The sequence below is a fragment of the Neorhizobium petrolearium genome, from assembly GCF_017873175.1.
GTDB lineage: Bacteria > Pseudomonadota > Alphaproteobacteria > Rhizobiales > Rhizobiaceae > Neorhizobium > Neorhizobium petrolearium.
The window spans coordinates 59,549-83,696 of sequence record NZ_JAGGJW010000007.1 but is presented as its reverse complement, the minus strand read 5'-3'; the positions used below and the strand labels follow the sequence as shown (position 1 = coordinate 83,696).

25 protein-coding genes, 1 tRNA gene and 1 pseudogene are annotated in these 24,148 nt (G+C 60.4%); 15 read left to right on the top strand and 12 right to left on the bottom strand.

Annotated elements, in window-relative coordinates; translation table 11 throughout:
* Window positions 1-23 precede the first annotated feature (23 nt).
* The 12 genes from J2046_RS14805 (at window position 24) to J2046_RS14750 (ending at window position 11,625) form a co-directional block, all read left to right on the top strand.
* Window positions 24-476: a hypothetical protein gene (locus J2046_RS14805; RefSeq protein WP_210052979.1), complete on the top strand. Its 453-nt coding sequence runs from the start codon at window positions 24-26 to the stop codon at window positions 474-476.
* A gap of 98 nt (window positions 477-574) precedes the next feature.
* Complete coding sequence (locus tag J2046_RS14800; protein WP_210052978.1) at window positions 575-835, top strand: DUF1799 domain-containing protein; 261 nt, start codon at window positions 575-577, stop codon at window positions 833-835.
* Entirely contained in the window at window positions 835-3,507 is a 2,673-nt protein-coding gene (locus J2046_RS14795) for a hypothetical protein (RefSeq protein ID WP_210052976.1), read from the top strand. The genes J2046_RS14800 and J2046_RS14795 overlap by 1 nt, the downstream gene beginning before the upstream one ends.
* Window positions 3,507-4,151 carry a hypothetical protein gene (locus J2046_RS14790; RefSeq protein WP_210052974.1) on the top strand — a complete coding sequence of 215 codons (645 nt, stop codon included), beginning with the start codon at window positions 3,507-3,509 and terminating at the stop codon, window positions 4,149-4,151. Before J2046_RS14795 ends, J2046_RS14790 begins: the two co-directional genes overlap by 1 nt.
* Window positions 4,151-4,771 (top strand): hypothetical protein, encoded by a 621-nt coding sequence (locus J2046_RS14785; RefSeq protein ID WP_210052972.1) that lies wholly within the window; start codon window positions 4,151-4,153, stop codon window positions 4,769-4,771. Before J2046_RS14790 ends, J2046_RS14785 begins: the two co-directional genes overlap by 1 nt.
* A 128-nt stretch (window positions 4,772-4,899) precedes the next feature.
* A complete protein-coding gene (locus J2046_RS14780) occupies window positions 4,900-5,319 on the top strand; it encodes a DUF6950 family protein (protein WP_210052970.1) in 420 nt (139 codons plus the stop codon).
* Window positions 5,320-5,323: 4 nt separating this feature from the next.
* Entirely contained in the window at window positions 5,324-8,131 is a 2,808-nt protein-coding gene (locus tag J2046_RS14775; protein WP_210052968.1) for a phage tail protein, read from the top strand.
* Window positions 8,128-9,642, top strand: a complete 1,515-nt coding sequence (locus J2046_RS14770) for a hypothetical protein (protein ID WP_210052966.1) — start codon at window positions 8,128-8,130, stop codon at window positions 9,640-9,642. Before J2046_RS14775 ends, J2046_RS14770 begins: the two co-directional genes overlap by 4 nt.
* A gap of 8 nt (window positions 9,643-9,650) precedes the next feature.
* Complete coding sequence (locus J2046_RS14765) at window positions 9,651-9,860, top strand: hypothetical protein (protein WP_210052964.1); 210 nt, start codon at window positions 9,651-9,653, stop codon at window positions 9,858-9,860.
* Window positions 9,844-10,950 carry a pyocin knob domain-containing protein gene (locus tag J2046_RS14760; protein WP_210052962.1) on the top strand — a complete coding sequence of 369 codons (1,107 nt, stop codon included), beginning with the start codon at window positions 9,844-9,846 and terminating at the stop codon, window positions 10,948-10,950. Before J2046_RS14765 ends, J2046_RS14760 begins: the two co-directional genes overlap by 17 nt.
* Window positions 10,950-11,300, top strand: a complete 351-nt coding sequence (locus J2046_RS14755) for a hypothetical protein (protein WP_210052960.1) — start codon at window positions 10,950-10,952, stop codon at window positions 11,298-11,300. Before J2046_RS14760 ends, J2046_RS14755 begins: the two co-directional genes overlap by 1 nt.
* Entirely contained in the window at window positions 11,287-11,625 is a 339-nt protein-coding gene (locus J2046_RS14750; protein ID WP_210052958.1) for a hypothetical protein, read from the top strand. The genes J2046_RS14755 and J2046_RS14750 overlap by 14 nt, the downstream gene beginning before the upstream one ends.
* On the opposite strand, the gene J2046_RS14745 is transcribed toward J2046_RS14750, so the two are convergent.
* A complete protein-coding gene (locus J2046_RS14745) occupies window positions 11,622-12,545 on the bottom strand; it encodes a DUF6236 family protein (protein WP_210052956.1) in 924 nt (307 codons plus the stop codon). The genes J2046_RS14750 and J2046_RS14745 overlap by 4 nt on opposite strands.
* 270 nt (window positions 12,546-12,815) lie before the next feature.
* Here J2046_RS14745 and J2046_RS14740 point away from each other — a divergent pair, with 270 nt between their 5' ends.
* Window positions 12,816-13,613 carry a DNA adenine methylase gene (locus tag J2046_RS14740; protein ID WP_210052954.1) on the top strand — a complete coding sequence of 266 codons (798 nt, stop codon included), beginning with the start codon at window positions 12,816-12,818 and terminating at the stop codon, window positions 13,611-13,613.
* Here J2046_RS14740 and J2046_RS14735 read toward each other — a convergent pair.
* The 3 genes and pseudogenes from J2046_RS14735 to J2046_RS14725 form a co-directional block, all read right to left on the bottom strand.
* Window positions 13,597-14,895, bottom strand: a complete 1,299-nt coding sequence (locus tag J2046_RS14735; protein ID WP_210052952.1) for a HEPN domain-containing protein — start codon at window positions 14,893-14,895, stop codon at window positions 13,597-13,599. The genes J2046_RS14740 and J2046_RS14735 overlap by 17 nt on opposite strands.
* Before the next feature lie 53 nt (window positions 14,896-14,948).
* A pseudogene (locus J2046_RS14730) lies at window positions 14,949-15,659 on the bottom strand (SOS response-associated peptidase).
* Between the two features lie 2 nt (window positions 15,660-15,661).
* A complete protein-coding gene (locus J2046_RS14725) occupies window positions 15,662-16,105 on the bottom strand; it encodes a hypothetical protein (RefSeq protein ID WP_210052951.1) in 444 nt (147 codons plus the stop codon).
* Between the two features lie 232 nt (window positions 16,106-16,337).
* On the opposite strand from J2046_RS14725, the gene J2046_RS14720 reads away from it, so the two are divergent.
* Window positions 16,338-17,516, top strand: a complete 1,179-nt coding sequence (locus tag J2046_RS14720) for a HEPN domain-containing protein (RefSeq protein ID WP_210052949.1) — start codon at window positions 16,338-16,340, stop codon at window positions 17,514-17,516.
* 104 nt (window positions 17,517-17,620) lie between these two features.
* Here the strand turns inward: J2046_RS14720 and J2046_RS14715 are convergent, their stop codons facing one another.
* The gene (locus tag J2046_RS14715) at window positions 17,621-17,899 is read right to left on the bottom strand and encodes a hypothetical protein (protein ID WP_210052947.1); all 279 of its coding nucleotides are present in this window, start codon (window positions 17,897-17,899) and stop codon (window positions 17,621-17,623) included.
* A gap of 183 nt (window positions 17,900-18,082) precedes the next feature.
* Window positions 18,083-18,158, bottom strand: a tRNA-Ile gene (locus tag J2046_RS14710).
* A 241-nt stretch (window positions 18,159-18,399) separates the two neighbouring features.
* On the opposite strand from J2046_RS14710, the gene J2046_RS14705 reads away from it, so the two are divergent.
* On the top strand, window positions 18,400-19,146 hold the full coding sequence (locus tag J2046_RS14705) for an SIMPL domain-containing protein (RefSeq protein ID WP_210052945.1): 747 nt from the start codon (window positions 18,400-18,402) through the stop codon (window positions 19,144-19,146).
* A gap of 89 nt (window positions 19,147-19,235) precedes the next feature.
* On the opposite strand, the gene J2046_RS14700 is transcribed toward J2046_RS14705, so the two are convergent.
* From J2046_RS14700 to recQ, 6 genes are all read right to left on the bottom strand, one after another.
* A complete protein-coding gene (locus J2046_RS14700; protein WP_210052943.1) occupies window positions 19,236-19,568 on the bottom strand; it encodes a hypothetical protein in 333 nt (110 codons plus the stop codon).
* Between the two features lie 140 nt (window positions 19,569-19,708).
* On the bottom strand, window positions 19,709-20,131 hold the full coding sequence (locus J2046_RS14695; protein WP_210052941.1) for a secondary thiamine-phosphate synthase enzyme YjbQ: 423 nt from the start codon (window positions 20,129-20,131) through the stop codon (window positions 19,709-19,711).
* Window positions 20,132-20,184: 53 nt separating this feature from the next.
* Window positions 20,185-20,538 carry a DUF1428 domain-containing protein gene (locus J2046_RS14690; protein ID WP_210052938.1) on the bottom strand — a complete coding sequence of 118 codons (354 nt, stop codon included), beginning with the start codon at window positions 20,536-20,538 and terminating at the stop codon, window positions 20,185-20,187.
* Window positions 20,539-20,632: 94 nt separating this feature from the next.
* Window positions 20,633-21,031 (bottom strand): DUF427 domain-containing protein, encoded by a 399-nt coding sequence (locus J2046_RS14685; protein ID WP_210052936.1) that lies wholly within the window; start codon window positions 21,029-21,031, stop codon window positions 20,633-20,635.
* 111 nt (window positions 21,032-21,142) lie between these two features.
* Window positions 21,143-22,183 (bottom strand): zinc-dependent alcohol dehydrogenase family protein, encoded by a 1,041-nt coding sequence (locus J2046_RS14680; RefSeq protein ID WP_210052934.1) that lies wholly within the window; start codon window positions 22,181-22,183, stop codon window positions 21,143-21,145.
* 51 nt (window positions 22,184-22,234) lie between these two features.
* Window positions 22,235-24,112: a DNA helicase RecQ gene (gene recQ / locus J2046_RS14675; protein ID WP_210052932.1), complete on the bottom strand. Its 1,878-nt coding sequence runs from the start codon at window positions 24,110-24,112 to the stop codon at window positions 22,235-22,237.
* Window positions 24,113-24,148: the final 36 nt, after the last annotated feature.

The window sequence follows — 24,148 nt, the reverse complement described above, 5'->3', positions numbered from 1 at the left end:
AACCTCTTTGAAAGCCCGGTGAAATGACCTTCAAGCTGTTTTCCGAACTGACCTTTCCGTGGCCCGTCAAGGTCATGGAGCCCGACCCCGCAAAGCCCGGCAAGCACATTCTGCGCGAATTCGAGGTGACCTTCGCAATCCTTCCGCCGGAACGCATCCAGGCGTCCCGCGATGCCCGCCTCGCCATACTGAAGAAGATGGACCGCAAGACTGTCGGTGAAGATGGTGTCGAGGAGCCGCTCGGCCTCGACGAGCTGAAGCTGATCCAGGCGGAACTGGAGGAGCATGACAAGGCCGCCGTCCAGGATGTGGTCCGCGGCTGGAGCAAGATCGTCGACGCCGATGACGGGGACAAGCCGATCCCGTTCACGGACGCCACGTTTCGAGCACTCTACGCGATCGAACGAGTGAAGATGGGGCTGCTGAACGCCTACGAAGAAGCGATCAGCCAGGACCGGGCGCGCCTAAAAAACTGAAAGCGGCGGCGGAGCGCTGGGCGCGGATCCGCTCCGGCCGTCGCGATCGAACGAAGCCCGTGGGGGTGCCCGACAAGGTTCGGGAGCAGTTTCAAAGGATGGGCGTTCAATTTGCCGCCCGCCCGAAGCAAGACGATGAGATGGAGATCATGCCGGCAAACTGGGATTCACTGATGGCTTTCCTCGAATGCCAGACCCAGTGGCGCGTCGCGGCCGGCATGGCAGGGCTGGTGTGGTTCGGGCTTGATTACGTCGCCTGCAAGCTCGTCCTCGATTCGATCGACGCTGATACAGAGGTCTTCGCCGACCTCCGCGTCATGGAGGCCGCAGCGCTTCCGGTCCTGAATGAGGCCGACTGATGGCAGCCTCTCCCTATCGCATCTCGATCGGCGTCAACATCGATTCCTCCGGGGCCAAGAGCGGCAGCGCCGATGCCCGGCAGGCCGTCGCGGCGATCGGCGCGGAAGCCGAAAAGGGCGTGCCGAAGATCGACAACGTCGCCACTTCGGTCGAGAAGACTGTCAACGCGGGCGGTTCGAACAAGGCGGTCACCGGGATTGCCGCGATCGGCAGCGAAGCCGAACGCACCCGCACCAAGATCCAGCAGCTGATCAATGCCAGCCTCGGGATCCACGATGGACCGGCCAATGAGAATGCGCGCCGATGGACCGGCGTCCTGGCAGACGAGGCTTTGTCGGTCGACCGGCTTCGGGCCAAATACAATCCGCTGTTCGCGACCATCCAGCAGTACAAGCAGGCGCAGATCGAGATCCGCACGGCGCATGCCATGGGTGCTCTTTCGACAGAGGAGTTTTCGGCGGCCATGACGCGCGAGCGCCAGGCAGCGCTTGCCTCGATCGACGCGATCAAGGGCCGAAGCCGCGCGCTACTGGAAACACCGGCGGCAAACAGCAACAACCAGCGTTTCCAGTCGGCCAATCTTGCATTCCAGCTTCAGGACACGATCACGACCGCACCATTCATGCCGTGGTACACGGTCGCCTTGCAGCAAGGCCCGCAGGTTGCGGCCGTTTTGGACAGCCTGGAAAACAAGTCTGCCGGTCTTGCGGCCGCCTTTATGTCGCTGGTCTCTCCCTGGTCTCTACTATCGATCGCGGCAGTCGGTGCGACAGCGTTCGCGGTTCAATATTTTGCGGATCTCAGCAGCAGCACCGAAAAGGCTAAATCGGTTCTCGAGGGCCACGCGGAACTGATCCGACGCATCAAAGGTGCCTATGGTGAGGCTGCCGAAGGTCTCCAGGAATATGCCCGCGAAAGCAACCAGATCGTCCGCCAGGACACGCTCGACAGGATCAAGGCATACCGTGAGACGATCCTGAGCGTCGGCAAGGATGCTCGCGAAGATCTTGCGAGCCTCGATCCGCGCGACTTCGGCGGTGCGACCTATACGATCGATCAGATGCGCGGCGCTCTCGCCCTGCTCGATCAGGGACTAAAGAGCGGCAAGCCGGACCTCCAGGCATTTGTGGAACGGCTTATCCAGATAGAGAACCAATCCGGCACGCCTGAAAACATCCGTGAAATCATAAAGGAGCTCCGCAATTCGGCAGCGTCCGGCATCGAGGCGCAACAGGCACTTACGCCGCTCGTAGGGGCGATCGACGGGATCGGCAACGCGGCTGCCAGGCAGGCCGGACAAGTCAAAGCTCTTTCCGATGCCCTCAATACGCTGAACGGCATTGCGGCCCCTGCCCTCAGCGATCGCGAGATTATCGAGCGGACTTTCAACAACGCGCTCAATGACCCTCGCATCAACACTGAGGCCGCCATTCGGCAAATCGAAGATGCCAGGCGCAATGCCCTTGCACGTCTCGAAGGCCAAACCATCATCAACTCGGACGGCGATCTGACGAACGTACCGATACCGGGTAACAAGCCGAGTATTCTCGGAGAAACTCCCGACAAGTCTATCCGAGCTGCCTCGAACGCCTACCGCGATCTGCTGAAGTCGGCCGACGACCGCATCGGCCAGATGAAGCTTGAGGCGCAGCTCGCCGGGCAGACCGGCGTTGCTGCTGATGCGCTGCGCTTCAAGCTCGATCTTCTGCAGCAGTCCGAGGATAAGGGCCGGTCGCTGACGCCGAAACAGGTTGAGGCGATCAATGCACGCGTCGAGGCCTTCAAGAAGTATGCCGAAGAGGCAGCCAAGGCTCAGCTCGCCTCCGATCTGCTGTTCGAGCGCGAGCAGCTCGGCCGATCGGCGATGGACCAGCAGATTGCCGCCCGGCTGAAAGGCGCAGGCCTGCCGGTCGATTTCGACAGCTATGAGGCCGGGCTGATCCGGACGAACCTGCAGCTGCAATATGCTCGTGACCTGACGGGCGACTTCGCCAGCACCCTCACCAGTAGTCTTCAGCAGGGCAAGGACTTCTGGGATGCACTTGGCGACGCAGGAGTGAGCGCCCTGAAGCGGATCTCCGACACGCTAGTGAACGATCTGCTGAACAGCCTTTTCCAGGTCAACAGTGCGGCTGCCGGCGGCAGCTCGAGTGGCGGATTGTTGGGGCTTATTACCGGCGGGATCAGCAGTCTGTTCGGCGGCTCGTCAGGTTCAGCCTCATCGAGCGCGTGGTCGCTCGGCCTTGATGACTGGCAGTTCGCGCGCGGCGGCTATACCGGCCCTGGCGGCATCCATGAGCCGCGCGGTGTCGTGCATGCCGGCGAGGTCGTCTGGTCGCAGCGTGACGTTGCCCGTGCCGGCGGCGTGGCAACTGTCGAGGCTATGCGTCTCGGACGCCGCGGCTATGCCGACGGCGGTGTCGTTGACGTTGCGCCGCTGATGTCATCCCGAATGGCAGAGCGCCAGTCGGCGGCGGCCGCCGATCGCGGGATGGGTACGCTCAAGCTGTTGCTCGGTCTCTCGGCCGACGAGAACGGTACGATTATGCCGGCCATCCGCAAGGCAATCGCCGACAACGTGCCGGAATATGTCCAGCTTGCTTTTGACGATTACGACCAGGCGCTCCCCGATCGCGTCGCCGCGATCCAGTCCGAGCCCTGGAGGCGCTGATGGCCGCACCGCTCTCGCTTGCCGCGCTCTTTGACAAGCTGCCAATCTCGTCGGTCAGGTGGTCGATCCAGCGCAATGACGAGCTTGCCGGCAATGGCGACGGCGACGTTTGGTCGGCCGAACTGGCAGATCCGCTCTGGACCGGCGACGTGACGCTCGACCGCGGCCTGCACGACGAGCTGAAGCAGGCGGCGGCATTGATCCGTTCCCTGGATGGCTCAAGACAGGCCTTCATGTGCTGCGATCCGCTGTCGCTCTATCCGCAGGCCGATCCGGACGGCTCTATCCTCGGCGCGTCGATCGTCCAGGTGCGCCTCGTCAATCCCGACCGCCGCATCCTGCAGGTCTCCGGCCTGCCGGCCGATTACGCGCTGACCACCGGCGATAAACTGCAGATCACGCAAGGCACGATGATCCGCTTCCATGAGGTCGGCGCCGATGCCGCTGCTAATGCGCTCGGCAATCTCGATCTGTCAGTTTTCCCGCGGCTGCCGCTGACGCTTGCAGTCAACGCCGTCGTCACGCTGATCAAGCCGGCATGCCCGGTCATCGTCGCCCCCGGCAGCCACGATCCGGGCACCGGCCGCAGCTCGGTCACCGAGGGCGCAGCCTTTAAAGTGCTCCAAAAAAAGAGGACGAGCTGATGCGCAACCAGCCTTCTGCCCTGACGGCCGCTCTTGCCAACGTACCTGCAACCGGAGTTTCGAGCCGCAAGGCCGTATGGATCGTCGCCAAGAACCGGGAAACCGGCGCACCGGAGGAAGTCGGCCTGTGGACCGGCGACGACGATGCCAACCTCACCGTCATCCGCGGCGCCGACAATGTCACTGTGACGCGACCCTATCTCGGCGGCGGGAACCTGCTGAAGGTCAGCGATATCCCGCGCGTCTCGGATCTGACGGCACAGACCGTGACAATCGACCTGTCGCAGATCGCAGACGCGGTGCAACTGCTCCTGCGCACCTATGACGTCCACCGGGCGCAGGTCGAGATCCACGAAATCGTGCTGTCGCCGGAAACCGGGCAGCCCGTTGCTCCGGATCTTCCGGTCTTCCTCGGCATGGTCGATGGCGCGCCGATCAAGACGCCGCGGGTGGGCGAGCAGGGCCGCGCCACGCTCAAATGCGTCTCGGAAATGATGATGATGCTGCGGCGGACCAATCCGGAAAAGGCATCCTACGAGGCTCAGCTGTTGCGCGACGGCGACGAGTGGAACCTCTATGCCGGCGTGGTGGAGACCTGGGAGCTGTCGTGGGGACAATAGCCTGAGCGGCGGCCTTGCCTCGGCAGGTTCCGATCGCTAACTTGCCGCCATCCTTCACATCGATGCGACTGACTGACCGTCCGAAACTGGACGGCTGATACGCGCGCGCGATCGGCCCTAGATGGGCCATGCTGACCCGACTTCCAGACTGGCGCCGGCGCTATGAAGCGGCGATCGACGAGATCAAGTCGCAGCCGTTCAAGTGGTACGACCACGATTGCGGCCGCGGCCTTGCCGTGCGCCTGGTCTTCGCGCTGACGGGCGTCGATCTCGGCGGGCATTATCCCGATCGTTATGACGACGCCCGGGGGGCCGCCCGCGTCCTCCGCGCCTATGGGTTCCAAAGTCTCGGGGAGATGGTTGCCACGCTGCTGCCGGTCATCCATCCGAGCCGTGCCGAGATCGGCGACATCGCCGCGATCGCCGTCGACAGTCCGGTCGGCCATGCGCTTGGCGTCGTCAACGGCGAGCGGATATTCGTGCTGACGGAAACCGGCATCGGCACCGTCGACCTGCTCGATGCCGCCATGTGCTTCAAGGTGGGTTGAAGCCATGTTGAAGGCCGCCTTCGTCGCTCTTTCACTCCTGCTCTTGACGGCTACCGGCGCCAGCGCCGATCCGATCTCGGGCGCGATCGCGGCCTTCAGCGCCTTCCTGTCGAGCGGCGGCATTGTCGCCGGCATCGTCAAGATCGCGATCGTCGCGGCGGCAAATTTCGGGATGAGCCTGATCCAGCAGGCGCAGGCCCGTCGCCAGGCGCGCAAGAACCTGCGTCCATCGGGAGTGACCCTCTCGGTCCAGATGGGCGATACCGTGCCACGCTCCTACCTGATCGGCACCCGTGCCACGGCCGGAAGGCGTGTCTATGCCGGCACCTGGGGAGAGGTCGACAAGACGCCGAACGCCTACCTCACCGACGTGATCGAGCTGTCCTGCCTGCCGAACCATGCCGGCCCGCAAGGGCTCGATCGCGCGTGGATCGGCGACAAGGAGGTGACGATCCTTTGGGATCAGCCCGCCGCGGACGGCCGTGGCTATCCGGTCCAGGAATACCGGGCCGGCGGGACGGACTATCTCTGGCTCAAGTTCCTGGACGGATCGCAGACTGTCGCCGATCCGTTCCTCGTCGCCAAGTTCGGGAACCTCGCGGAGCGGCCGTTCAAGTCGACGATGATCGGGCGCGGTTGCCAGGCGGTCATCCTGACGGCGCGGATCAACCAGGATCTTTTCAAGTCCGGCCTTCCGCAGGGCATCTACCAGCCAAAGCCGATGCGGCTTTATGACCTCCGCAAGGACTCCACGAATGGCGGCACCGGCACACATCGCTGGACGGACCCGTCCACCTGGGAACCTTCCGACAATCTGCCGCTGCAGATCTACAATATCGGCCGCGGCATCTATTATGGCGGTCGCTGGGTGCATGGCGGGCGGAATTTTGCGCAGCACCGTCTGCCGGCATCATCTTGGATCGCCGCGCTCAATGAAGCCGATCGGTTGCTCTCCGGCCGTAAGCAATACCGCGGCGGTCTCGAAGTCTTTGTCGACCAGGATCCGCTTGAGGTGATCGAGGATCTGAGGCTCGGCTGCGCCGCCCGGCTGGCGGAAGTGGGCGGCATTCTCAAGATCCTCGTCGGTGCGCCGGCCGCGGCTGTCTACAGCTTCACCGACGCCCAGATCGTCGTCACCAGCGATCAGGATTTTGAGCCGTTCCCGACCGTCTCCGCCACCCACAACACGATTACCGCCGTCTATCCGGAGCCGGAACAGCGCTGGGCCGACAAAGATGCGCCCGAGCGCAGTTCAGAGGCGCTGATTGCCCGAGACGGCGGCGAGCGGCTTCCTGTGGCCGAGCGCTTCGACGCCGTCTCGATCGTCGACCAGGTGCAGTGCCTGATGTCGACGATGATCGACGAGGAGCAACGCTGGCGTATCCACGAATTCGTGCTGCCGCCGGATGCGTCAGCACTGGAGCCCAATGACGTCGTCTCCTGGTCGAGCGACCGCAACGCCTATTCCAACAAGAAATTCCTTGTTGTACGGGCGATCTCGCTGTCCGGCCTGCTGCAGCGCCTGCTCCTGAAGGAGATCGACCCGACCGACTACGATCCGCCGGAGATCCTCTTGCCGCCTGTCGTCGGCCCGACCGGCCCGATCGCGCCCCCCGCGCAGCCACTCTATGGCTGGCAGGCGCTCCCGGCGACAATCTATGACACCGACGGCAACGCCCGCCGTCCCTCGATCAAGGTGATCTGCGCGCCGGACCAGGACGATGTCGCCAAGGTCTGGGTGCAGGTCCGCCTGAAATCGACGGCCGCCGGGGTATTCGACAGCGACTCCACGCCCTATGCCGCCCCGCATGAATGGGTCCTCAACGGCACCTTCCTGCCGGCGACGCTCTACCAGGCGCGCGGCAAGTTCGTGCCGTACAGCCGACGGGAGACTGAGTGGTCGGACTGGATCGACGTGATGACGCCGAACGTCCGTCTGACGTCCGGGCTGGATTTCGATCCGTATGACGGCACGATCGGCTTCGACAACCTCGCCGACGATCTGAAGGATTACCAGGACTGGCTCGGTTCCGGCCGTCGGGAAATCCTCGAAAAGCTGGAGGAGATCGGCCTCATCGTCGCCGATCAGGACCTCGGAAACGCGGCCGAGCGCCAGAAGCTCCGCGAGCAGTTGACGGCAACGCGGGACAACATCACTGCGGAATATACGCGTGAGGTGCAGGTCCTGGTGGGTGCCGATACGGCGCTCGCCAGCTCGATCACCAGCCTGACGACAAGCTTCGGCGGTTTTCAGTCGAGCGTCACGCAGTCGCTGGCATCTCTGTCGTCCGCCGATCAGGCCCTGGCCCTGAGTGTTGAGGAACTGGAAGCCGAACTCTTCGATCCAGCATCCGGCCTGCCCTCGATCGCATCGGCCGTCTCTGCCCTGCAGGTGCAGGTCAACGGCCAGGGCGACGACATCGAAGCTATGGCCGATCAGATCGCCAGCCTTGAAACTCAGGTCGGTGACGTGTCGTCGTCGGTGAACGTCCGGGCGACGGCAGTGGCCGGCGGCTCCGGCGGGTTTTCCCGATGGGCCGTGCTGGTAAGAACCTCCACCGGAGATTGGTCGGCGCAGGCCGGGCTTTATCTCGAAACCCATGCAACGCTTCCGTCGCGCATTCTGCTCGATGCACAGCAGCTCTTCTTCGGTGACCTTTCCTCTGGTGCCGCGCCGATCAACCCGCTGGTTTACGACAGTGGCCGCTGGCGGCTGAACGTTCTGGACGTCGGTCATATCGAGGCAGGCGATATCGATTTCGGCAACGGCAAGGTGATCATTGACGAGAACGGGATCGTGGTGTCGTCATGACCAAGACCTTCATTGGCATCGATAGCGTCGGCGTCCCTTGCGTCAAGATCACCAAGGGAACGATTGATCCAAGGACCGAGCCGGACGCCAACAAAAGCTCGTTCTTCTATAATTCGAAGTTCGCGGCCGATGTTAAGATCACCGCGATCGACACGACCCCGTATTCGCCGAACGCCGATACCTATTGGCCGGCCGGGGCGGGCAACTCGAGTTACCAGAAGAAGAAGCAGGCCTATCCGCCTGGCGGCTTCAACTACGTCATGATCCGCAACTCCTATTTTGGAGAGGCGTTGCCCTATGACCTGCCGCTCTATGACCTCAAATACAAGCGGTTGTCGGACGGGCGATATGTCGAGAACTTCCGCGTCTTCACCCAAGGCGGTGAAGACAACGCCGGCCGTGAGGCGGGCTATCGAACCATGATCGGCTGGCTGAATAACGGCTGGTGGCTCAACGACCAGCAAACCTTCTATGGCAATCCGCCACTCGGCAAAGGCATCCGTTACTATAACAGCACCTTCAATGCGACCGATGGTGCGTCCTATGACATCAATCTGGTGGTTTGGCGTCTTCCCGCGAACAATGTGCCCCTGATCTACAGCGTCACGCCGTCGCTTGTCCCTGGCCTTCGCACGGTTGAGATAACGTCGGAGCATTGCCGTGTGGCAAAGCCAGGCTATGACGTACGGACAGCCACGCCGACACAGTTGGCGTTCGATTCATCCGGCCGACCGCTCGCGGTCATCAAGGCCGGCGATATCGCTCTCCCGAGCGGGATCACCGAGATCGAGGTCGGCTATCCTGTCGATAATTCGACGATCTGCGATCTGCTGCAGTATGAGAACAATGTCATCTCATATCCCGTCAGCGGCTACTTTACCGATACCCGATGCGAATACTGGTTCGCCGGGACGAAGCTCTACATCAACAATCTGACCGCCGCCTGCCGCGTCAGATATCTGGTCCTCTCGAACAATCAGCTGGGGCCGACGACCGGAAGCAACGATGTGTTCCGGCAGTTCTCGGAGGGTGGGCTGGACGTCGTCCAGTTCCTTCGACCGGGTGCGGCCGACCCACCGAACTTTGCAGATATCGTGCTGGACAGCCGATGGCCCGCAATCCAGATCCTTGCTGAAGGATATCAAGCCGTCGCCTCTCAGCCCAATTATACGCCTCCGGCCTCGTATAACCCGGGACAAAGCTTCACGGTCAATTTCGACGGGGCCGGGTTCTTTCCCTTCGTCAAGTACATGACGGTCGGGAATGACAGTATGGCGGGTTCTGGTGCAAAGGCGCCGTCGGCGCGCCTGATCGAGAACTACAACAACTCAACCCGGTACAATGCCGGCGGTTCGAGTTTCTGCATCCTCACCGGCAATCAGGCGACTTTCTACACCTACAACGGCAATCCTGTTGCCGAACGATGGGTCTCGGGCGACGGCTGGAAGTTCGATTACAGCTCCTTCAACATCACCGGCATCCGTTACTTCATCCTTGGCATCCCACAATGAGGAACCCCATGCAGATCAGGCCTGAAATCGCCCTCACCGAGCAGCGGATCGTGCGCTCGCTGCTTGAAACCAGATGCCTGCAGCTTGCCCAGCAGCTCGCCGACGTGACCAACGAACGCGACCAGGCGCTCGCCGATCGCGACGCGATCCGCGCTGAACGCGACGAGCTGCTGATGGAACGCAATGTCGACGGGGAGCGCCATGGCTCTGCTGAGTGATTATACCGCCGGTACCGTGAGCGTCGCGGCCGGCGGCACGGCTGTGACCGGCGTCGGCACGGCCTGGCTGACGGCCGGGTTTGCCGAGGGCGACGAGTTCTTCGCGCCCGGCTGGCACGGCATCGTCCAGAGCGTCAATTCCAACACGTCTCTCACGCTTTACCCGACCGGCATTCGCGGCGCGGCACTTGCTGGCGCGGCTTACCGGCTGCGCTACCAGGGCGACGGCTCGCGGCTGACGGCACAGGCGCGGCAGCTGATCGAGCTGCTCGGCGGCACGGGGAATTTTCAGGCGTTTGCCGGGCTTAACGGCGCAGCTGACAAGGTGCCGCGGTTCACTGGCGCTGGCACGATGACACTGGACACGGTGACTGCCTTCATGCGGACACTTCTCGATGACGCCAATGGCGTCGCCGCTTATGGTACGCTCGGCACTATTCCTGATGCTCAACTCCCTGCATCTTTGAAGGCTAACGCCCCATTTGCAAGCGACCTCGATGCGATCACCGATTCGGGATGGTACCGGGCAGCAAGTTCGACGCCTGGCATTCCGGTCGCGCAATATGGCTTTCTCCAGCACATCACTTACGACGCCAACACCGCTGTGCAGGTCTACTTTCGAGGCGCCACGGCTCAACGATATGTGAGGCGCAAAGCCTCCGGTACCTGGCAGTCTTGGGTAATGACCGTTGATCAGCTTTTAGGCACTGTCTCCCAATCGTCAGGAGCTCCGACCGGCGCAATCATCGAGCGCGGCAGCAATGCCAACGGCGAGTACGTACGGTTTGCCGATGGAGCGCAGTTTTGCACGTTGACCGACGCGACGCTGACATATTCCTCGACATCCCGTCTCGCTTTCCCATGGACCTTTCCCGCGAGCTTTCCAGGCTCCACCATTTGGGCCGGCGTGATGCTGCCTGCGTCCGGTGCGAGTTTTCAGAATGTGGCCATTCAGAACTGCGGTGCCAGCTGGTCCAGTCGGGGTTCGAACTCGGCTCAAATCGGCATCAACAACGCTGGCGCCACCAATTTCGCATCCAACTCACAGGTAACGGGCTGTAGCCTCTTGGCATTCGGAAGGTGGTTCTGATGCACATTTCCATTTCACCCCAGCGTCGCGACGGCGCGCTTGCAGTCACCAAAGCCGGCGATGTCCTCACCGTCAACGGCGAGGCCTTCGATTTCTCCGGCCTGCCGGTCGGGGCGACGATCCCGGCCGGCGACGTACCGTGCGACTGGATCACCGGGCCGGTGGAGCGGATCGGCGGCGATCTGCGCCTGACGCTCATCCTGCCGCATGGTGCTGATCCTTCCGCCGCCGTCGCCTTTCCGGCGCCGCTGATCAACCCGCCTGACGGGCCACTGGCGATCCCCTTCGATCCTCCGCCGGCGCCTATGCCCGAAATGCAAGACGAGGAGCCCGCCAATGTGGACGGTTGATCCTGCCAAGATCGTCACGGCCGAACAGAAGGCAGCTGAAGCCAAAGCGGCGCAGCTCGCGGCCTACAAGGCAGCGTTTGACGCTCTTCTCGATGCTGTTGCCCGAGAGCGCCAGTACGACAGCCGCCTGACTGTTCCGCTTTATACCGCCAGCGCCAATCCCCAGTGGGCAATGGAGGCCAAGGCCTATATTGCGTGGCGGGATGCAGCGCTCTCCTACATGATTGGCCAGCTCGCGGCCGTCGAGGCCGGCGAAACTGCGCCGCCATCGATCGAGGAGTTCATCGCAGGGATAGCGCCAATCGGGTGGCCCGAGGCCTCTTAAGTCACCTTGTTGAACAGTTCATTGGTGAAAGAACTTACATAGCGGTAAGGGTGGGTCTTCGTGCTGTCGCCGCGGAGACCTACATCCCCCTCGGTTTTGAGCAGTAGATCACCGTTGGTCAGTGCGGCTCCAATTCCGAGCAATGCCGAGTGTAGCGTCGGCATACCAAGTCCATTGGCGGCGATCGCTGTAAGGACCGGTCCGATGAGCTTATTCCAATCGATGCTATATGACGTCTTCAGGCTAGCGAGGCGGAACGGAAATTTTGTCTCGCGACTGACGACAATCGCATTGAGACAAGCTTTCTCGATAGCCGCAACCGCAGCGCGGATAGTCGTTTCATCGTCTCCGGCTTTCTCGACTGTCGCAAAGAACTGCTCAAGTTCGATCCGTAAAGCGAGAAGTTCATCCCGCCGCTTGGCTTTAAACTCAAGGATATCTGCGAGTGGAACAGCCTCATCTGGCACCGGAATTGCCTGCATTAGCGTATAAGCCGCACCAGACGTCATATCGAATGCGCGACGAAGATCGAGAAAAGAGCGTTCACCTTGCGCTAGCGACCATAGCCCAGGCTCCCTATCCGAAATCTCTCGGTAGGCACCCAGCTGGCTGTCGGCGATCGCGTCCACGTCCCTAACTGGACCGGCCTTCCTAAGTTGGTAACGCGGTCTCGTGAGCACTCCCGCTGAGATGAGTTCGTCAGCTTGGGGATCCCCAAAGCCAATAAAGGGATTAGTGGGCCAGATAAGGCGATCCCAGAATAAAAGGGAAAAACGCAGTTCGGCCGGATCGAGGCGACCGGTAGCGGTCACCCCCTCTTTCGAGAGGACAATCGGGTTCGAAATAACCAGGCCCATCCCTTTCTTTGGAACCCTGCCGAAGAAAGGCTCGCTCGCCGCACGTCGCTTTGCCTCACCCATTGAGACACCTCCCTTGAAGCCAGGTTCCGACTCTGAGCTGTATATCACGCCCTCTACTCGTCCGAAATCAGACGGTTCTTGCATGTCGCGCGTGCGCGTACCTATGGACTGACCGCTGCTCGGGAAAACCGGGCGGCCGGGGCATGGGGATGCCCCGAGCGACGGGATTCTAGTTTGGGACAGGAACCCGTCCGACAGCAAGTATGCACAACCGTCGCACCCGTGCCCTGCAGGGCAGATAAGGTGTGACCGAGTCGTGAGTTGTTTGAAATGGTGAATATGCGGCCGATCGAGCCCACCAATCCCGCTGCCCCTTACATTGGCGGCAAACGCATTCTTTCCAAGGAAATTATCCACAGGATCAACCGCACACCCCATGATGCTTATGCGGAGCCCTTCGTCGGTATGGGCGGCGTTTTCCTGCGTCGCAATCAGGCACCGAAGATGGAGGTGATCAACGACATCAATGGCGATGTCGCGAACCTCTTCCGGATCCTGCAACGGCACTATCCGCAGTTCATGGAAACGCTGCGTTTCCAGATCACGTCCAGGCACGAGTTCGATCGGCTGTCCCGCACCGATCCGTCAACGCTGACCGACCTGGAGCGGGCAGCTCGATTCCTCTATCTCCAGCGCCTCGCCTTCGGCGGCAAGGTGCGAGGGCAGAATTTCGGTGTGTCGATGAATGGCGGCCGATTCAATCTCCTCAAGCTGGCGCCACAGCTCGAAGATATTCATGAACGCATGGCCGGCGTCGTTATCGAGAACCTGCCATCGCGGGCATTCATCGAGCGCTACGATCGGCCGGGCATGCTCTTCTACCTCGATCCACCCTATTGGGGCAGCGAGGACGACTATGGCAAAGAGGCCTTCAGCCGGGACGAGTTCGCGGAAATGGCAGACGTGCTCGGCCGGCTGAGGGGGCGTTTCATCCTCTCTCTAAATGCAGTTTCGGGCGTTCGTGAGACATTCTCTGAATTTGCTATTGAGGAGGTCGACTGCACCTATTCCGTTGCCGGCAGAGGTCATAGCAAGGAGGTTAAAGAGCTGATCATTTTGTCTCGGTAGCGATTTCCAGCTCTCGTTCGATCACGCGACCGCAGTAGTGACGCAATTGAAACAACATGCCCACCTCATCTCGCGTGAGCCGATCCTTTCCAGTGTGGACAATCTTCGACCGGACTTGATAAATTTGCTTCAGCTGGTCGATGATTTCCTCGCGCTCATTGTGGGAGCGTCCAATTAGGAATGCACAGCGGTTTCTGAGCATTGAACCTATCCCGACCTCCTCGTCTTCCTTCTCGCCAAGGAGTATCTCCATGCTTACCATCGCCTGTACAAATGCGAGCAGATCGCGATTGTTTGCGTAGCTGTCGAACAACCATGTGGCCGCAAGTTGGAGACGCCGCGCTGCCTTATTATCCTGAAAACCGGCGCAGGCCCTCTGACATCCAAGGTTGACCCATTCCTCAAGTAGGCCTTCCGAAGACTTATCTTCTCTGGTGATAGTCTTATTGATGCCGAGCTTTGGTAGCAATTGCTTGAAGTCCTCATCAAGCTCGTGACGCCGCAGGTACTGCCAATCAGCATCGATCCCCTGGTGGATTACTAATTCGCTTTTCGGGACAGTGGGCACATAGAGAAAGCTAACCTCAAGGGTATAGTCCGCCAGTAAGAAGCCAAGGAAAGCTTTGAGCCTTGCTTCCGCCAAACGCAGAGGAGTGCTTCTGTCGAAAACACCAATGAAGCCTTTAACCTGCGTCTGAAACAGAATGCGACCCAATGGAAGCGATTCTTTTGGGGCATCCATGAGCCCCATGAGACCCATGAGGCTCAACGGCGTGCTTTTGTCGCGCCGCTCTATTCCCGATTCCAGAGGATAGAGGTCCTGAACTTTATCAGTGACACGGAGCAATCTGATTGAATTGGAAAGGACGCGCTCGTCTGTGTTTTGGGGCAACAGCACGTCAAAAGCGGCCGGAAGCACGAAAGATACCGTGTAATGCCACGGGAGACTTTCAAAGGCGGTTACAAGATATTCTGCAGGGTCAAGACCGCTGAACAGCGGCAACTCTGAGACCAATCCGCTCTGATTCGAATAGTCATAGTTGTCCCGCAGGAGCTGACTTAAGTGCTCGCTCACAAAATGATAGAGCGGCGTGTCTCCAATAAACTCACTCAAAGGCTCCGCCAGCTCTTTGCGCCGTTTGATGTCACGATCCAAATTGTGGAGCGGATATATCGTTACGCGGTCAATATAGGTGCCGCTGTTGTATCGAATTGCCTCAGCCAATGGCCTGAGCTTGTTGAGCAAGCTCAGGCGAAATTTTTCGTGCAGGTCGATCGGCATGCGTAGTCCCCTCCAAAGCCGATATCAATCATACGGAAATTGTGAGTGGCGACCTAGAACAGCGGCGGCTCCTCATTCTCTTCCGCCGCGAGCGGATCCAGCACCTCCGGCCCCTTGCTGCGGATCGGATTGATCGGCCACATGGTCATGAGTTCCGAAGGGAACGGCTCGAGGAGATCGGCCGGGTCCGGCTCCTCGGAAAGCCAGCGCTCATAGTCGGCCGGGTGCAGGATGACCGGCATTCGGTTATGAATTGTCTCCATCATTTCGTTTGCCGCGCAGGTGAGGATGGCGAAGCTCCGCTCTTCATGGGCGCTGTCGGTTCGGCGTGACGAATAGATGCCGGCCAGCGCGAACTTGCTGCGGTCCTTCATGGCGATCGCGTAAGGCTGCTTGTTCTTGCCCGTGCCGTGAATGTCCTTCTACTCGAAAAAGCCGTCGATCGGCACAAGACAGCGCCGACGCTCATAGGCACTCTTAAAGGAATTGTTGGTGGCGATGCCTTCGCTTCGCGCGTTGATCATCGGCTTCTTCGCCTCCCGGTCCCAGCCCGCAATGAAACCCCAGCGGCCGACGACGAAAACAGGTGCCATCTGCCCGCTTTCGCGCACGGCGTCGCGGATGATGATCGGATAATATTCGCTCGGCCGTCCGTCATAGCGCGGGAACTGGTTGTCGAGCCCGCCGACGTCGAGCGGCTTCGCAAAGCCGAATCCGGACATCATCTCCTTCAGGTTCGTCTCGATGAAGATCCTGCCGCACATGATCACTCTCCCTCAAAGCGCCAATTGCTATGGCTATGAGCTCCGCCCATCTGGCCGTCCGTTGGAATGTCCCGATAGATCCGGGGACGATCCACGACAGTAAACTTCCGCCTCACGGCTCTGGCAATGTCCTTGGCGGCCTCGAAACGAGCGGCGTCCCATTCGCTCTTGGACGTCCACCGCCTTGCGTCTTCATCATCGATATCAAAGAGAGCCGTGAGGACGGTGAGGTAGACATCATGCCTGTTGACCGGTTCGCCACCGCACTCGAAAGCGTAAGGCCTCAATCCCTCGTTCATGATCCTGGTGGCGATCGCGTGCAGCGACCCTTTTTCGCGCTCGCGAGATCGGCCTGTGCCGGCGAAGCCGTTCAAGGTGGGCTGGCTGAGGCAGTCGATCTGGACCTTGATCGCCGAGGTTAGTCTCTTTTGCAGGTCTTCGGGCATGCGGAATCGCTCTCGTGTTCGAGACCGGCCGCATCGGTCTTGTGTTGATATTCTTTTATTCGCCGCCTCTGACGAACTCGAGAACAAATGGAGCACGCCTCGGATCGAGTCAAGCATCACGTTGGCTCTAATGAAGGTACCATGCTTCTCTTGCGATTAGCCGCTTGAGAGCAGACATAGCCAGCATCCGAAGGAGTTGATTATATGGTCGCCGATAGAATTGGAGTTTCGTATGGACGACAAAGGCCTCATTGAAGTTATAGAGGAGCTTCTGCCTCAGGCGGCACGGACGCTTGGACTTCCGATTCTCGGTCGCCTCGAGGCGGCTGATGGTATCAAGGACATTTGGATGCTTGCTCAGCCTCTAGTGACCGCACTTGAAGCACACCCCGAATTTTCGGAGCAGTTTGATCGCTTCTTCATGGGAAAGCAGTTGTGCTACTCGCCGCGACAGCAAGCACCCAACTTACTCCGGTTCGCAGTACGCGAAGGCGCATTGAAAGCCGTGGACTGGCTTCGGCGTATCCTGCGGGTTACAAAGACAGACATTAGGGTCATTGGGAAGGTATATGGACTATTTCTAAGGGAGCCTGTTCGGTTCAGCAATGGAATGACTTTGCTGAACGTATCCGACCTCCCAGACAGCCCCAATTCAGAATCTCTGAAGCAAGGGGTCGTCCTCGGACCAGGTATGGCATTTCCTTCGGCGCTTATGATGGAGCATAGTGATGTTTGTGATGAGCCCCATGCGGAAGGGCACGCGAAATTTTTGGCTGTGGCCAGGGAAATGCGGCGACTTGCTATTGCGGTCACCCTATCGGACGACAACGCTTCGCCGATAGTGACAGAAACCTGGCAAGAATTTGCTGACCCAGATCTTCAAGCTTCGGAAATCGGGCGCATTTGGCATCAGAATCTAACAGAGGGACTAATTCCAGATTTCGGAAAAAATCTCACGGAGGAGGCTGTAGCTTGGGTCAATCGTTTTGTTTCCCTTCCCACATCAGTGTCCGCCCCCTGCGAGGTCCCGCTAACACGTCTAAACATGGCGAGGCGCAGGCACTCGGCCGGAGACAAGGCACTTGACGGGTGCATTTGTCTCGAAAGCTTGCTTTCTGGAGACGGACGAGGTGACCTAACGCATAGAGTATCCTTGAGAACAGCTCTATTGCTCGGCAAAACGTTGGATGAACGACGGAATATTGTGAAGAGTATAAAGAAATTCTACGAGCTTCGGAGCGCAGTGGTCCACGGTGGTACAGAAAAAAATTCAGCCAAGGATTGCGCGGTGGCAAGTGAGGGCCTGCGACTATGCCTTTTGGCGATCCAGGAGATTGTTCTAAATGGCGAGGTACCAAACCCAAGTGAATGGGAGTTAAGCGGCGGCCCTTCCTGGAACAGGCCCGCATGAATTCGACCGCCGCAGAACCGTCAACAAAACCCAATCTTGTATGCCAATTGTCGAGGCAGCTTACAGCGCCCCAAGGGGCGCCTTCGCAATAGCTTATGATGTTATCAGCTCCAGAGCCCCTTGGTCTCTTCAGCAGGTTCCGAGGGAACGACCGCTGCAGTATAGGATCGCCCGATTAGCACGAGCACTGCGCCCACCAAAAACGCGAGACCTGATAGAAATACGAGGCCAGCCGCGAGCCACAAATTGCTCGATAACCGGTGCTGCAATTCAGAAACCAGCCAAGCGTAGCAAGCCCCTCCGACAACTGGGCTAACGATAAACAGCCACGCGCCCAGCCTTCCATTGTCGTTCAGCGTTTGCGTCATGATAATCTTCATCATAGTTCCCTCCGGTGAGGGGAAAATCTATGAGAGGATTGTCCGAGGGTGTCCACGCCAAATTGTCGCCCCTGATTCGACATCGGATCGATCGGTTAAGCGCAGAGAGGTGGGAAAATGAAAATTCCGGAATTAAGTGTCAAAATTCCGGAAATCGGCGTCCGGCTACACCGCCGGAAACTGTGATGGTGGGCCCGGAGGGACTCGAACCCCCAACCAAGCGGTTATGAGCCGCCGGCTCTAACCATTGAGCTACAGGCCCGCCGTAAGGCAAAGGGGAGGCGCAATGGCTCGCCTCTCCTCAGGGGTCGCTCTACCGCAAATCACCAACGGCCACAAGTCGTTGCCGCAATAGCTTCACAATCAACCGGCACGTAGACCTGCCGAGGCGCGAATGTGCGGAATCGATTCCGGTTCGACAAGGCGCGCTAAAGGTAGGATATCATCGTAGCAGGCTTGCGGACCGACATCCCTTGCCGCTCAAACAGATCGGGGAGAATACCATGCGCTTTGCGCTTTCGTCGTCGCGTCTCGTCCTGGCAACCCTTTTGGCAGGCGCACTTACCGCCGCAGCGTGCCCGGCATCGGCGCAGGAGTTCCGCCCCCGCGACCCGGTTATCAGCATCTCGGGCGAAGGCGAAGCTTCGATCGCGCCTGACATGGCGGTCCTGACACTTTCCGTCGTGCGCAACGGGCAAACGGCCGAAGCCGCACTTTCGGCCAACAGCGCGGCCATGAAAGAAGTGCTCACTGCAATCAAGGCCGATGGCGTCGCCGATCGCGATATCCAGACGAGCAACTTTTCAATCTACCCCCAATACCGCCATTCCGAGCCGAAGAACGGCGTCGTTGATCCACCGGAGGTCGTCGGCTACGAGGTCGCCAACACGCTGACGCTGAAGGTCCGCGACCTCGATAAGCTCGGCGCCCTCATCGACCGCTCGGTTAAGCTCGGCGTAAATCAGGGCGGCCAGATCGTCTTCACGAACGACGATCCTGAAGAGGCCATGACCGAAGCACGCAAGGCAGCCGTCGCAAAGGCGCTCGCCAAGGCGAGGACGCTGACGGAAGCAGCAGGCGTCAAGCTTGGACGTGTCCTGGAAATCAGCGAGAATGCTGCCCGCCCGATGCCGCAGCCGATGATGCGTATGGCGATGGCGAAGGATATGGCAGCCGAAGCCGTACCGGTCGCAACCGGCGAAAACACCTACACCGTGACCGTCAACGTCACCTTCGCCCTCGAGCAGTGAGATCAAAAAAGACGCCCCCGCCGGTCGATGGACCGGCGGGGGCGCTTCCTCCGTCAGCGGGCGATGGAGACGGAAGGATCCGTTACTTCCTAACGGCGGATCAGGGGGCAGCCGCGCACGTTGGCGAAAACCACGCGATCCGGGCCGCGTCGTCCGAAACCGATGACGGAGACGGTGCGGCGCGAGACGTCGACGACACGGGTGCGGCGCAGGCCCATGCGATCGGCCTTCCGCTCGGCAAGCCAGGGTGCGCAGCCACGCGGCCGGTGGTCCGGACGCCAATGACGATCGCGGTCGCGGTCGTGATACTGCACGTGGATGCCGAATTCCGGGCCGCCGGCAGCGGCAGTCGATACGGTTGCGGAAAGGCCAGTGAGCGCGACGAGAGCGGCTATACCGGCTTTGACGATCATGCTGGTCATGGGTGTTTCTCTCCGAAATCCGGGCGGTGGACCCTGGCCCGAGGTTGTTTCTCTCGCCGTTGCGGGCGATTGACGCAACCCTAGATCGTCGCACCTGAACGAGGTCCGAATCCGTCATTCAGACATCATTCACCTGCTTTTCATGCGGAAAGATGCAGTACCACTTGGCGGGTATGCGGATGGTCGCGATGCTCGAAGAGATAGATGCCCTGCCAGGTGCCGAGCATCAGCTGCCCGTCATGAACGGGAATACCGAGCGAAACGGTAGTCAGCGCCGCCTTGATGTGCGCGGGCATGTCATCCGGGCCTTCGGTCGTGTGCGTCACCCACCGCATTTCCGGATCGTTCGCCGGTGGCACGAGGCGCGTGAAGAATGCCTTGAGATCGCGGCGCACGTCCGGATCGGCATTTTCCTGGATGATCAGGGAGCAGGACGTGTGGCGCACGAAGACCGTCAGCAGCCCCTCGCCCACCCCCTGGCCGCGCACGAAATCCTGTACTGGCCGGGTGAATTCATAGAGCCCTTGGCCCCTGGTGGAAATCGAGATCACGGTTTGGGGCATGGAGCTTCCTTATCCGGTACCGACGGATGCCGGCACCTTTAGCACCAGGCGGGCTAGAGCGATAGAAAGCCCTCAAAGCCGCCGTAGATCATCCGCTTACCGTCGAAAACGTCTTTCCACTCATCGCCGGAAAGCCGTGGATCGGCCATCACCTTCTTGTTGATCTCGTCACGACGGGCGCGGCTTTCGTAGGTGATCCAGGAAAAGATGACGATCTCGTCCTCCTTCGCCTGCACCGCGCGCGGAAATGACGTGAGTTCGCCATAAGGCACGTCATCGCCCACGCATTCCACATAGGTCAGCGCGCCATGTTCCTTCCAGACGTCGCCGGCAACGCGCGCTATCTTCTTGTAACGTTCGAGATTGGCCTTGGGCACGGCAACAATGAATCCATCGACATAGGGCATGGTCGTCCTCCTTTGGAGCTGAGCAATCCAAGGACGTTCAAACAACGGCAAATCCGACATGATACCGAGATTTTTCTCCGTTGCCCTCTCCGCTTCAGAACTTTCCGGGTTCAGGAGACGAAAGTTCCTCGATCGAATCCACGCGATCCGGGTAGAAAGCGACATGCTCCTTGATGCCTGCCACCGCCTCATAGGGGTTCTCGTAAGACCAGACAGCATTTTTCGATCGCTCGCCGCCAATTCGGATGCTGAAATAGGAAGCCTCGCCCTTGTAGGGGCAATAGCTCTCGTGGTCCGTCCGCTGAAGAAGCGACATGTCGACATCCGTGCGGGGAATGTAGTGCACCGCCGGATAGGATGCTTCCTGCAATGTCAGCGAGTTGACGCTGTCGGCGATCACCTTGCCGCCGAGCGTCACTCTCACTCGGGCCGGGTTGGGCTTGACGGTGATTGGATGATCAGGCCCCGGTATCTTCTGCGCTCTTGTGTTCATGGCTTCGCCCTTTCGGCTTGGTCTCACAAGACCGGGATATAGGGCGCAGAGGGCCGTCACCAAGCGGCCATGGCGGAACAGTGCCGTCGCCGGGGGCAGACAATCGCCTGCCTAGAATGTCGTGATCACGCTGATTCCGGGAGTTTCGGATGTGTCGAGCGTCATCAGCGCCGGCACGGCATCTTCCAGGCTGATCCGCCTGGCGATGAGCTGCTGCGGCTTCATCCTGCCGGTCGTCAGCATGGCGAGCATGGCGTCGTAACGCCAAGCCTGCATGCCGTGGCTGCCGTAGATCTCCAATTCGTGGCCGATCACCTGCGCCATCGGAATTTTTGGCGTGGCATCTTCGCCGAGCATCAGGCCGACCTGCACATGGCGGCCGCGCCGGCGCAGGTTCTTGATCGAATTGAAGCAGGTGACCGGATGGCCGAGCGCGTCGATCGAAACGTGCGCGCCGCCCTTGGTGATCTCGCGCACAGCCTCGACCACATCCGCCACCGAACCCGCGTTGATCGTCGCCACCGCGCCGCATTGACGGGCAAGCGCCAGCTTGTCCTCGGCAAGGTCGATACCGATCGCATTCGCCCCGAGTGCCGTGGCGATCATGATCGCCGACAGCCCTACCCCGCCGCAGCCATGCACGGCCACCCAGTCGCCCGGTCCGGTGCGGGCCTGGTCGGCGACCGCGCGGAAGGAGGTCGCAAACCGGCAGCCGAGGCTTGCCGCCGTCGCATCGTCGATCTCGTCCGGCAGATGCACGAGGTTCGTATCGGCATAGTCAATCGCCACGTATTCCGCGAACGAGCCCCAGTGGGTGAACCCCGGCTGGAACTGGTTTGGGCAGACCTGCTGATTGCCGGAATGGCATTCGGAGCAGTGGCCACAGCCGGAAACGAAAGGCACCGTCACCCGGTCGCCGACATTGAAGCGCATCACACCCTTGCCCGTCGCGACGATCTTGCCGGCAAGCTCGTGACCTGGCACATGCGGCAGGCGAATATCCGGGTCGTGCCCCATCCAGCCATGCCAGTCGCTGCGGCAGAGCCCGGTCGCGCCGACCTTGATCACCACGCCGCCGAACGTCGGCTCAGGATCCGGAAGATTGCGGATTTCCGGCGCCTTTTCGAAGGCATCGTAGAACATGGCTTTCATGATGGCATTCCTTGTTTTGGTGGCGGCAACATAACCCGCTTCGCCGTGTGATCAACCGGGTGTTCGCCCGGACGGCTGATGCGCCCTGATGACCTCAAGAAAAGCATCGCCGTAGCGTTCCAGCTTGGACTGACCGACGCCGGAAATGCTGAGCAATGCATCGCGGCTCTTGGGGCGTTCGGTTGCGAACGCGACCAGCGTCGTGTCCGGAAAGACGACATAGGGCGGCACGGACAGTTCCCTGGCGATCGCGGTGCGGGCGGCACGGAGAGCCTCGAAGAGTTCCAAATCGTGGCCTTGCAGCTGCAACTTGGCATTCGCCGAACCGGGCGAAGCGCTTCTCGCTGCCTTGCCCGTTGTCGGACGGTCCTTGCGGAAGCGCACTTCGCGCTCTCGCTTGAATACGGCCCGGGCCTCCGGCTCCAACCTCAGAGCGCCGAAGGCGTTGTGATCGACGCTGACGAAGCCCGCGGCAAGAAGCTGGCGGTAGACCGATTGCCAGGTCTTCGAAGGGATATCCTTGCCGACACCGAAAACCGGCATGTCCACATGGCCGAAACGGATGGTCTTTTCGTTGACTGTTCCAAGCAGCACATCGATGAGGTGGCCGGTTCCGAAGCGCTCCCCGGTTCGATAGACCGCAGCCAGCGCCTTGATCGCGGCCTCCGTGCCGTCCCAGGTTTCGACCGGCTTGAGGCATGTATCGCAATTGCCACATCCGCCTTGATGCATCTCGCCGAAATGCGCCAGGATCGCCTGCCGGCGGCAGCCCGGCGTCTCGCATATCGCAAGAAGCGCATTGAGCTTGGCACGCTCGACGCGCTTGATGTCGTCACCCGACGTGCCCTCGTCGATCATCCGCCGGCGCTGGATGACGTCCGCCATGCCATAGGCCATCCAGACCTCGGACGGCAAGCCGTCGCGGCCGGCGCGCCCGGTTTCCTGATAATAGGCCTCGACCGAACCCGGCAGATCGAGATGCGCCACATATCGCACGTTCGGTTTGTCGATTCCCATGCCGAAGGCGACGGTGGCGACAAGGCAGAGGTCCTCCTCCTTCAGAAATGCATCCTGGTGGGCGTCGCGGACCTGCCGCTCCATCCCAGCATGATAGGAAAGTGCACGAATGCCCTGCCCGTTCAGCCATTCGGCCGTATCCTCGACCTTGGCGCGCGAGAGGCAATAAACGATGCCGCTCGAACCCTTGTGGCGCGACAGGAAGCGCAAGAGCTGCTGGCGCGGCTGGTCTCGTTCGACGATCTCATAGGAAATGTTCGGGCGGTCGAACGAGGTCGTGAAGACTTCCGCCGAACGGAGTGCAAGCTTGTCGACGATATCGTCGCGGGTATGCGGATCGGCGGTCGCCGTCAGCGCGATGCGCGGAACGCCCGGATATTGTTCGGCGAGCCGGCCGAGTTCGCGATATTCCGGCCGGAAATCATGTCCCCACTGGGAGACGCAATGCGCCTCGTCGATTGCGAACAGCGCGATCCGCACGTTGCCGATCATTTCCCGGAAGCCGGGCGTGACGACACGCTCGGGCGTCACATAGAGAAGCTTCAGATCGCCGGCGGCGATCGCACGGCGGACATCGATAAACTCTTCGCGCGTCAACGACGAATTGAGTGCTGCGGCACGTATGCCGAGCTGCTTCAGCGCCTCCACCTGGTCCCGCATCAGTGCGATCAGCGGCGAAATTACGATGCCGACGCCGTCCCGGCAGAGCGCGGGGATTTGAAAACACAGCGACTTACCCGCCCCGGTCGGAAAAAGCACGACTGCATCGCCGCCCGACACGACCCGATCGACGACGGCGGCCTGTTTGCCGCGGAAAGCGGAATAACCATAGACATGCTTCAGGACGGCAAGCGGGTTCCCCGCACCGTCGCGATCGAACAGGAGATCGGTCGTATTTTCGGTTTGCTGCATGGAATCGCTTTTACATGAATGCCGGCACTATGACAC

Coding starts and splice junctions, on each gene's coding strand:
- J2046_RS14805 (WP_210052979.1), top strand. CDS start 24: ATGACCTTCAAGCTGTTTTCCGAACTGACCTTTCCGTGGCCCGTCAAG.
- J2046_RS14800 (WP_210052978.1), top strand. CDS start 575: ATGGGCGTTCAATTTGCCGCCCGCCCGAAGCAAGACGATGAGATGGAG.
- J2046_RS14795 (WP_210052976.1), top strand. CDS start 835: ATGGCAGCCTCTCCCTATCGCATCTCGATCGGCGTCAACATCGATTCC.
- J2046_RS14790 (WP_210052974.1), top strand. CDS start 3,507: ATGGCCGCACCGCTCTCGCTTGCCGCGCTCTTTGACAAGCTGCCAATC.
- J2046_RS14785 (WP_210052972.1), top strand. CDS start 4,151: ATGCGCAACCAGCCTTCTGCCCTGACGGCCGCTCTTGCCAACGTACCT.
- J2046_RS14780 (WP_210052970.1), top strand. CDS start 4,900: ATGCTGACCCGACTTCCAGACTGGCGCCGGCGCTATGAAGCGGCGATC.
- J2046_RS14775 (WP_210052968.1), top strand. CDS start 5,324: ATGTTGAAGGCCGCCTTCGTCGCTCTTTCACTCCTGCTCTTGACGGCT.
- J2046_RS14770 (WP_210052966.1), top strand. CDS start 8,128: ATGACCAAGACCTTCATTGGCATCGATAGCGTCGGCGTCCCTTGCGTC.
- J2046_RS14765 (WP_210052964.1), top strand. CDS start 9,651: ATGCAGATCAGGCCTGAAATCGCCCTCACCGAGCAGCGGATCGTGCGC.
- J2046_RS14760 (WP_210052962.1), top strand. CDS start 9,844: ATGGCTCTGCTGAGTGATTATACCGCCGGTACCGTGAGCGTCGCGGCC.
- J2046_RS14755 (WP_210052960.1), top strand. CDS start 10,950: ATGCACATTTCCATTTCACCCCAGCGTCGCGACGGCGCGCTTGCAGTC.
- J2046_RS14750 (WP_210052958.1), top strand. CDS start 11,287: ATGTGGACGGTTGATCCTGCCAAGATCGTCACGGCCGAACAGAAGGCA.
- J2046_RS14745 (WP_210052956.1), bottom strand. CDS start 12,545: ATGGGTGAGGCAAAGCGACGTGCGGCGAGCGAGCCTTTCTTCGGCAGG.
- J2046_RS14740 (WP_210052954.1), top strand. CDS start 12,816: ATGGTGAATATGCGGCCGATCGAGCCCACCAATCCCGCTGCCCCTTAC.
- J2046_RS14735 (WP_210052952.1), bottom strand. CDS start 14,895: ATGCCGATCGACCTGCACGAAAAATTTCGCCTGAGCTTGCTCAACAAG.
- J2046_RS14725 (WP_210052951.1), bottom strand. CDS start 16,105: ATGCCCGAAGACCTGCAAAAGAGACTAACCTCGGCGATCAAGGTCCAG.
- J2046_RS14720 (WP_210052949.1), top strand. CDS start 16,338: ATGGACGACAAAGGCCTCATTGAAGTTATAGAGGAGCTTCTGCCTCAG.
- J2046_RS14715 (WP_210052947.1), bottom strand. CDS start 17,899: ATGATGAAGATTATCATGACGCAAACGCTGAACGACAATGGAAGGCTG.
- J2046_RS14705 (WP_210052945.1), top strand. CDS start 18,400: ATGCGCTTTGCGCTTTCGTCGTCGCGTCTCGTCCTGGCAACCCTTTTG.
- J2046_RS14700 (WP_210052943.1), bottom strand. CDS start 19,568: ATGACCAGCATGATCGTCAAAGCCGGTATAGCCGCTCTCGTCGCGCTC.
- J2046_RS14695 (WP_210052941.1), bottom strand. CDS start 20,131: ATGCCCCAAACCGTGATCTCGATTTCCACCAGGGGCCAAGGGCTCTAT.
- J2046_RS14690 (WP_210052938.1), bottom strand. CDS start 20,538: ATGCCCTATGTCGATGGATTCATTGTTGCCGTGCCCAAGGCCAATCTC.
- J2046_RS14685 (WP_210052936.1), bottom strand. CDS start 21,031: ATGAACACAAGAGCGCAGAAGATACCGGGGCCTGATCATCCAATCACC.
- J2046_RS14680 (WP_210052934.1), bottom strand. CDS start 22,183: ATGAAAGCCATGTTCTACGATGCCTTCGAAAAGGCGCCGGAAATCCGC.
- recQ (WP_210052932.1), bottom strand. CDS start 24,112: ATGCAGCAAACCGAAAATACGACCGATCTCCTGTTCGATCGCGACGGT.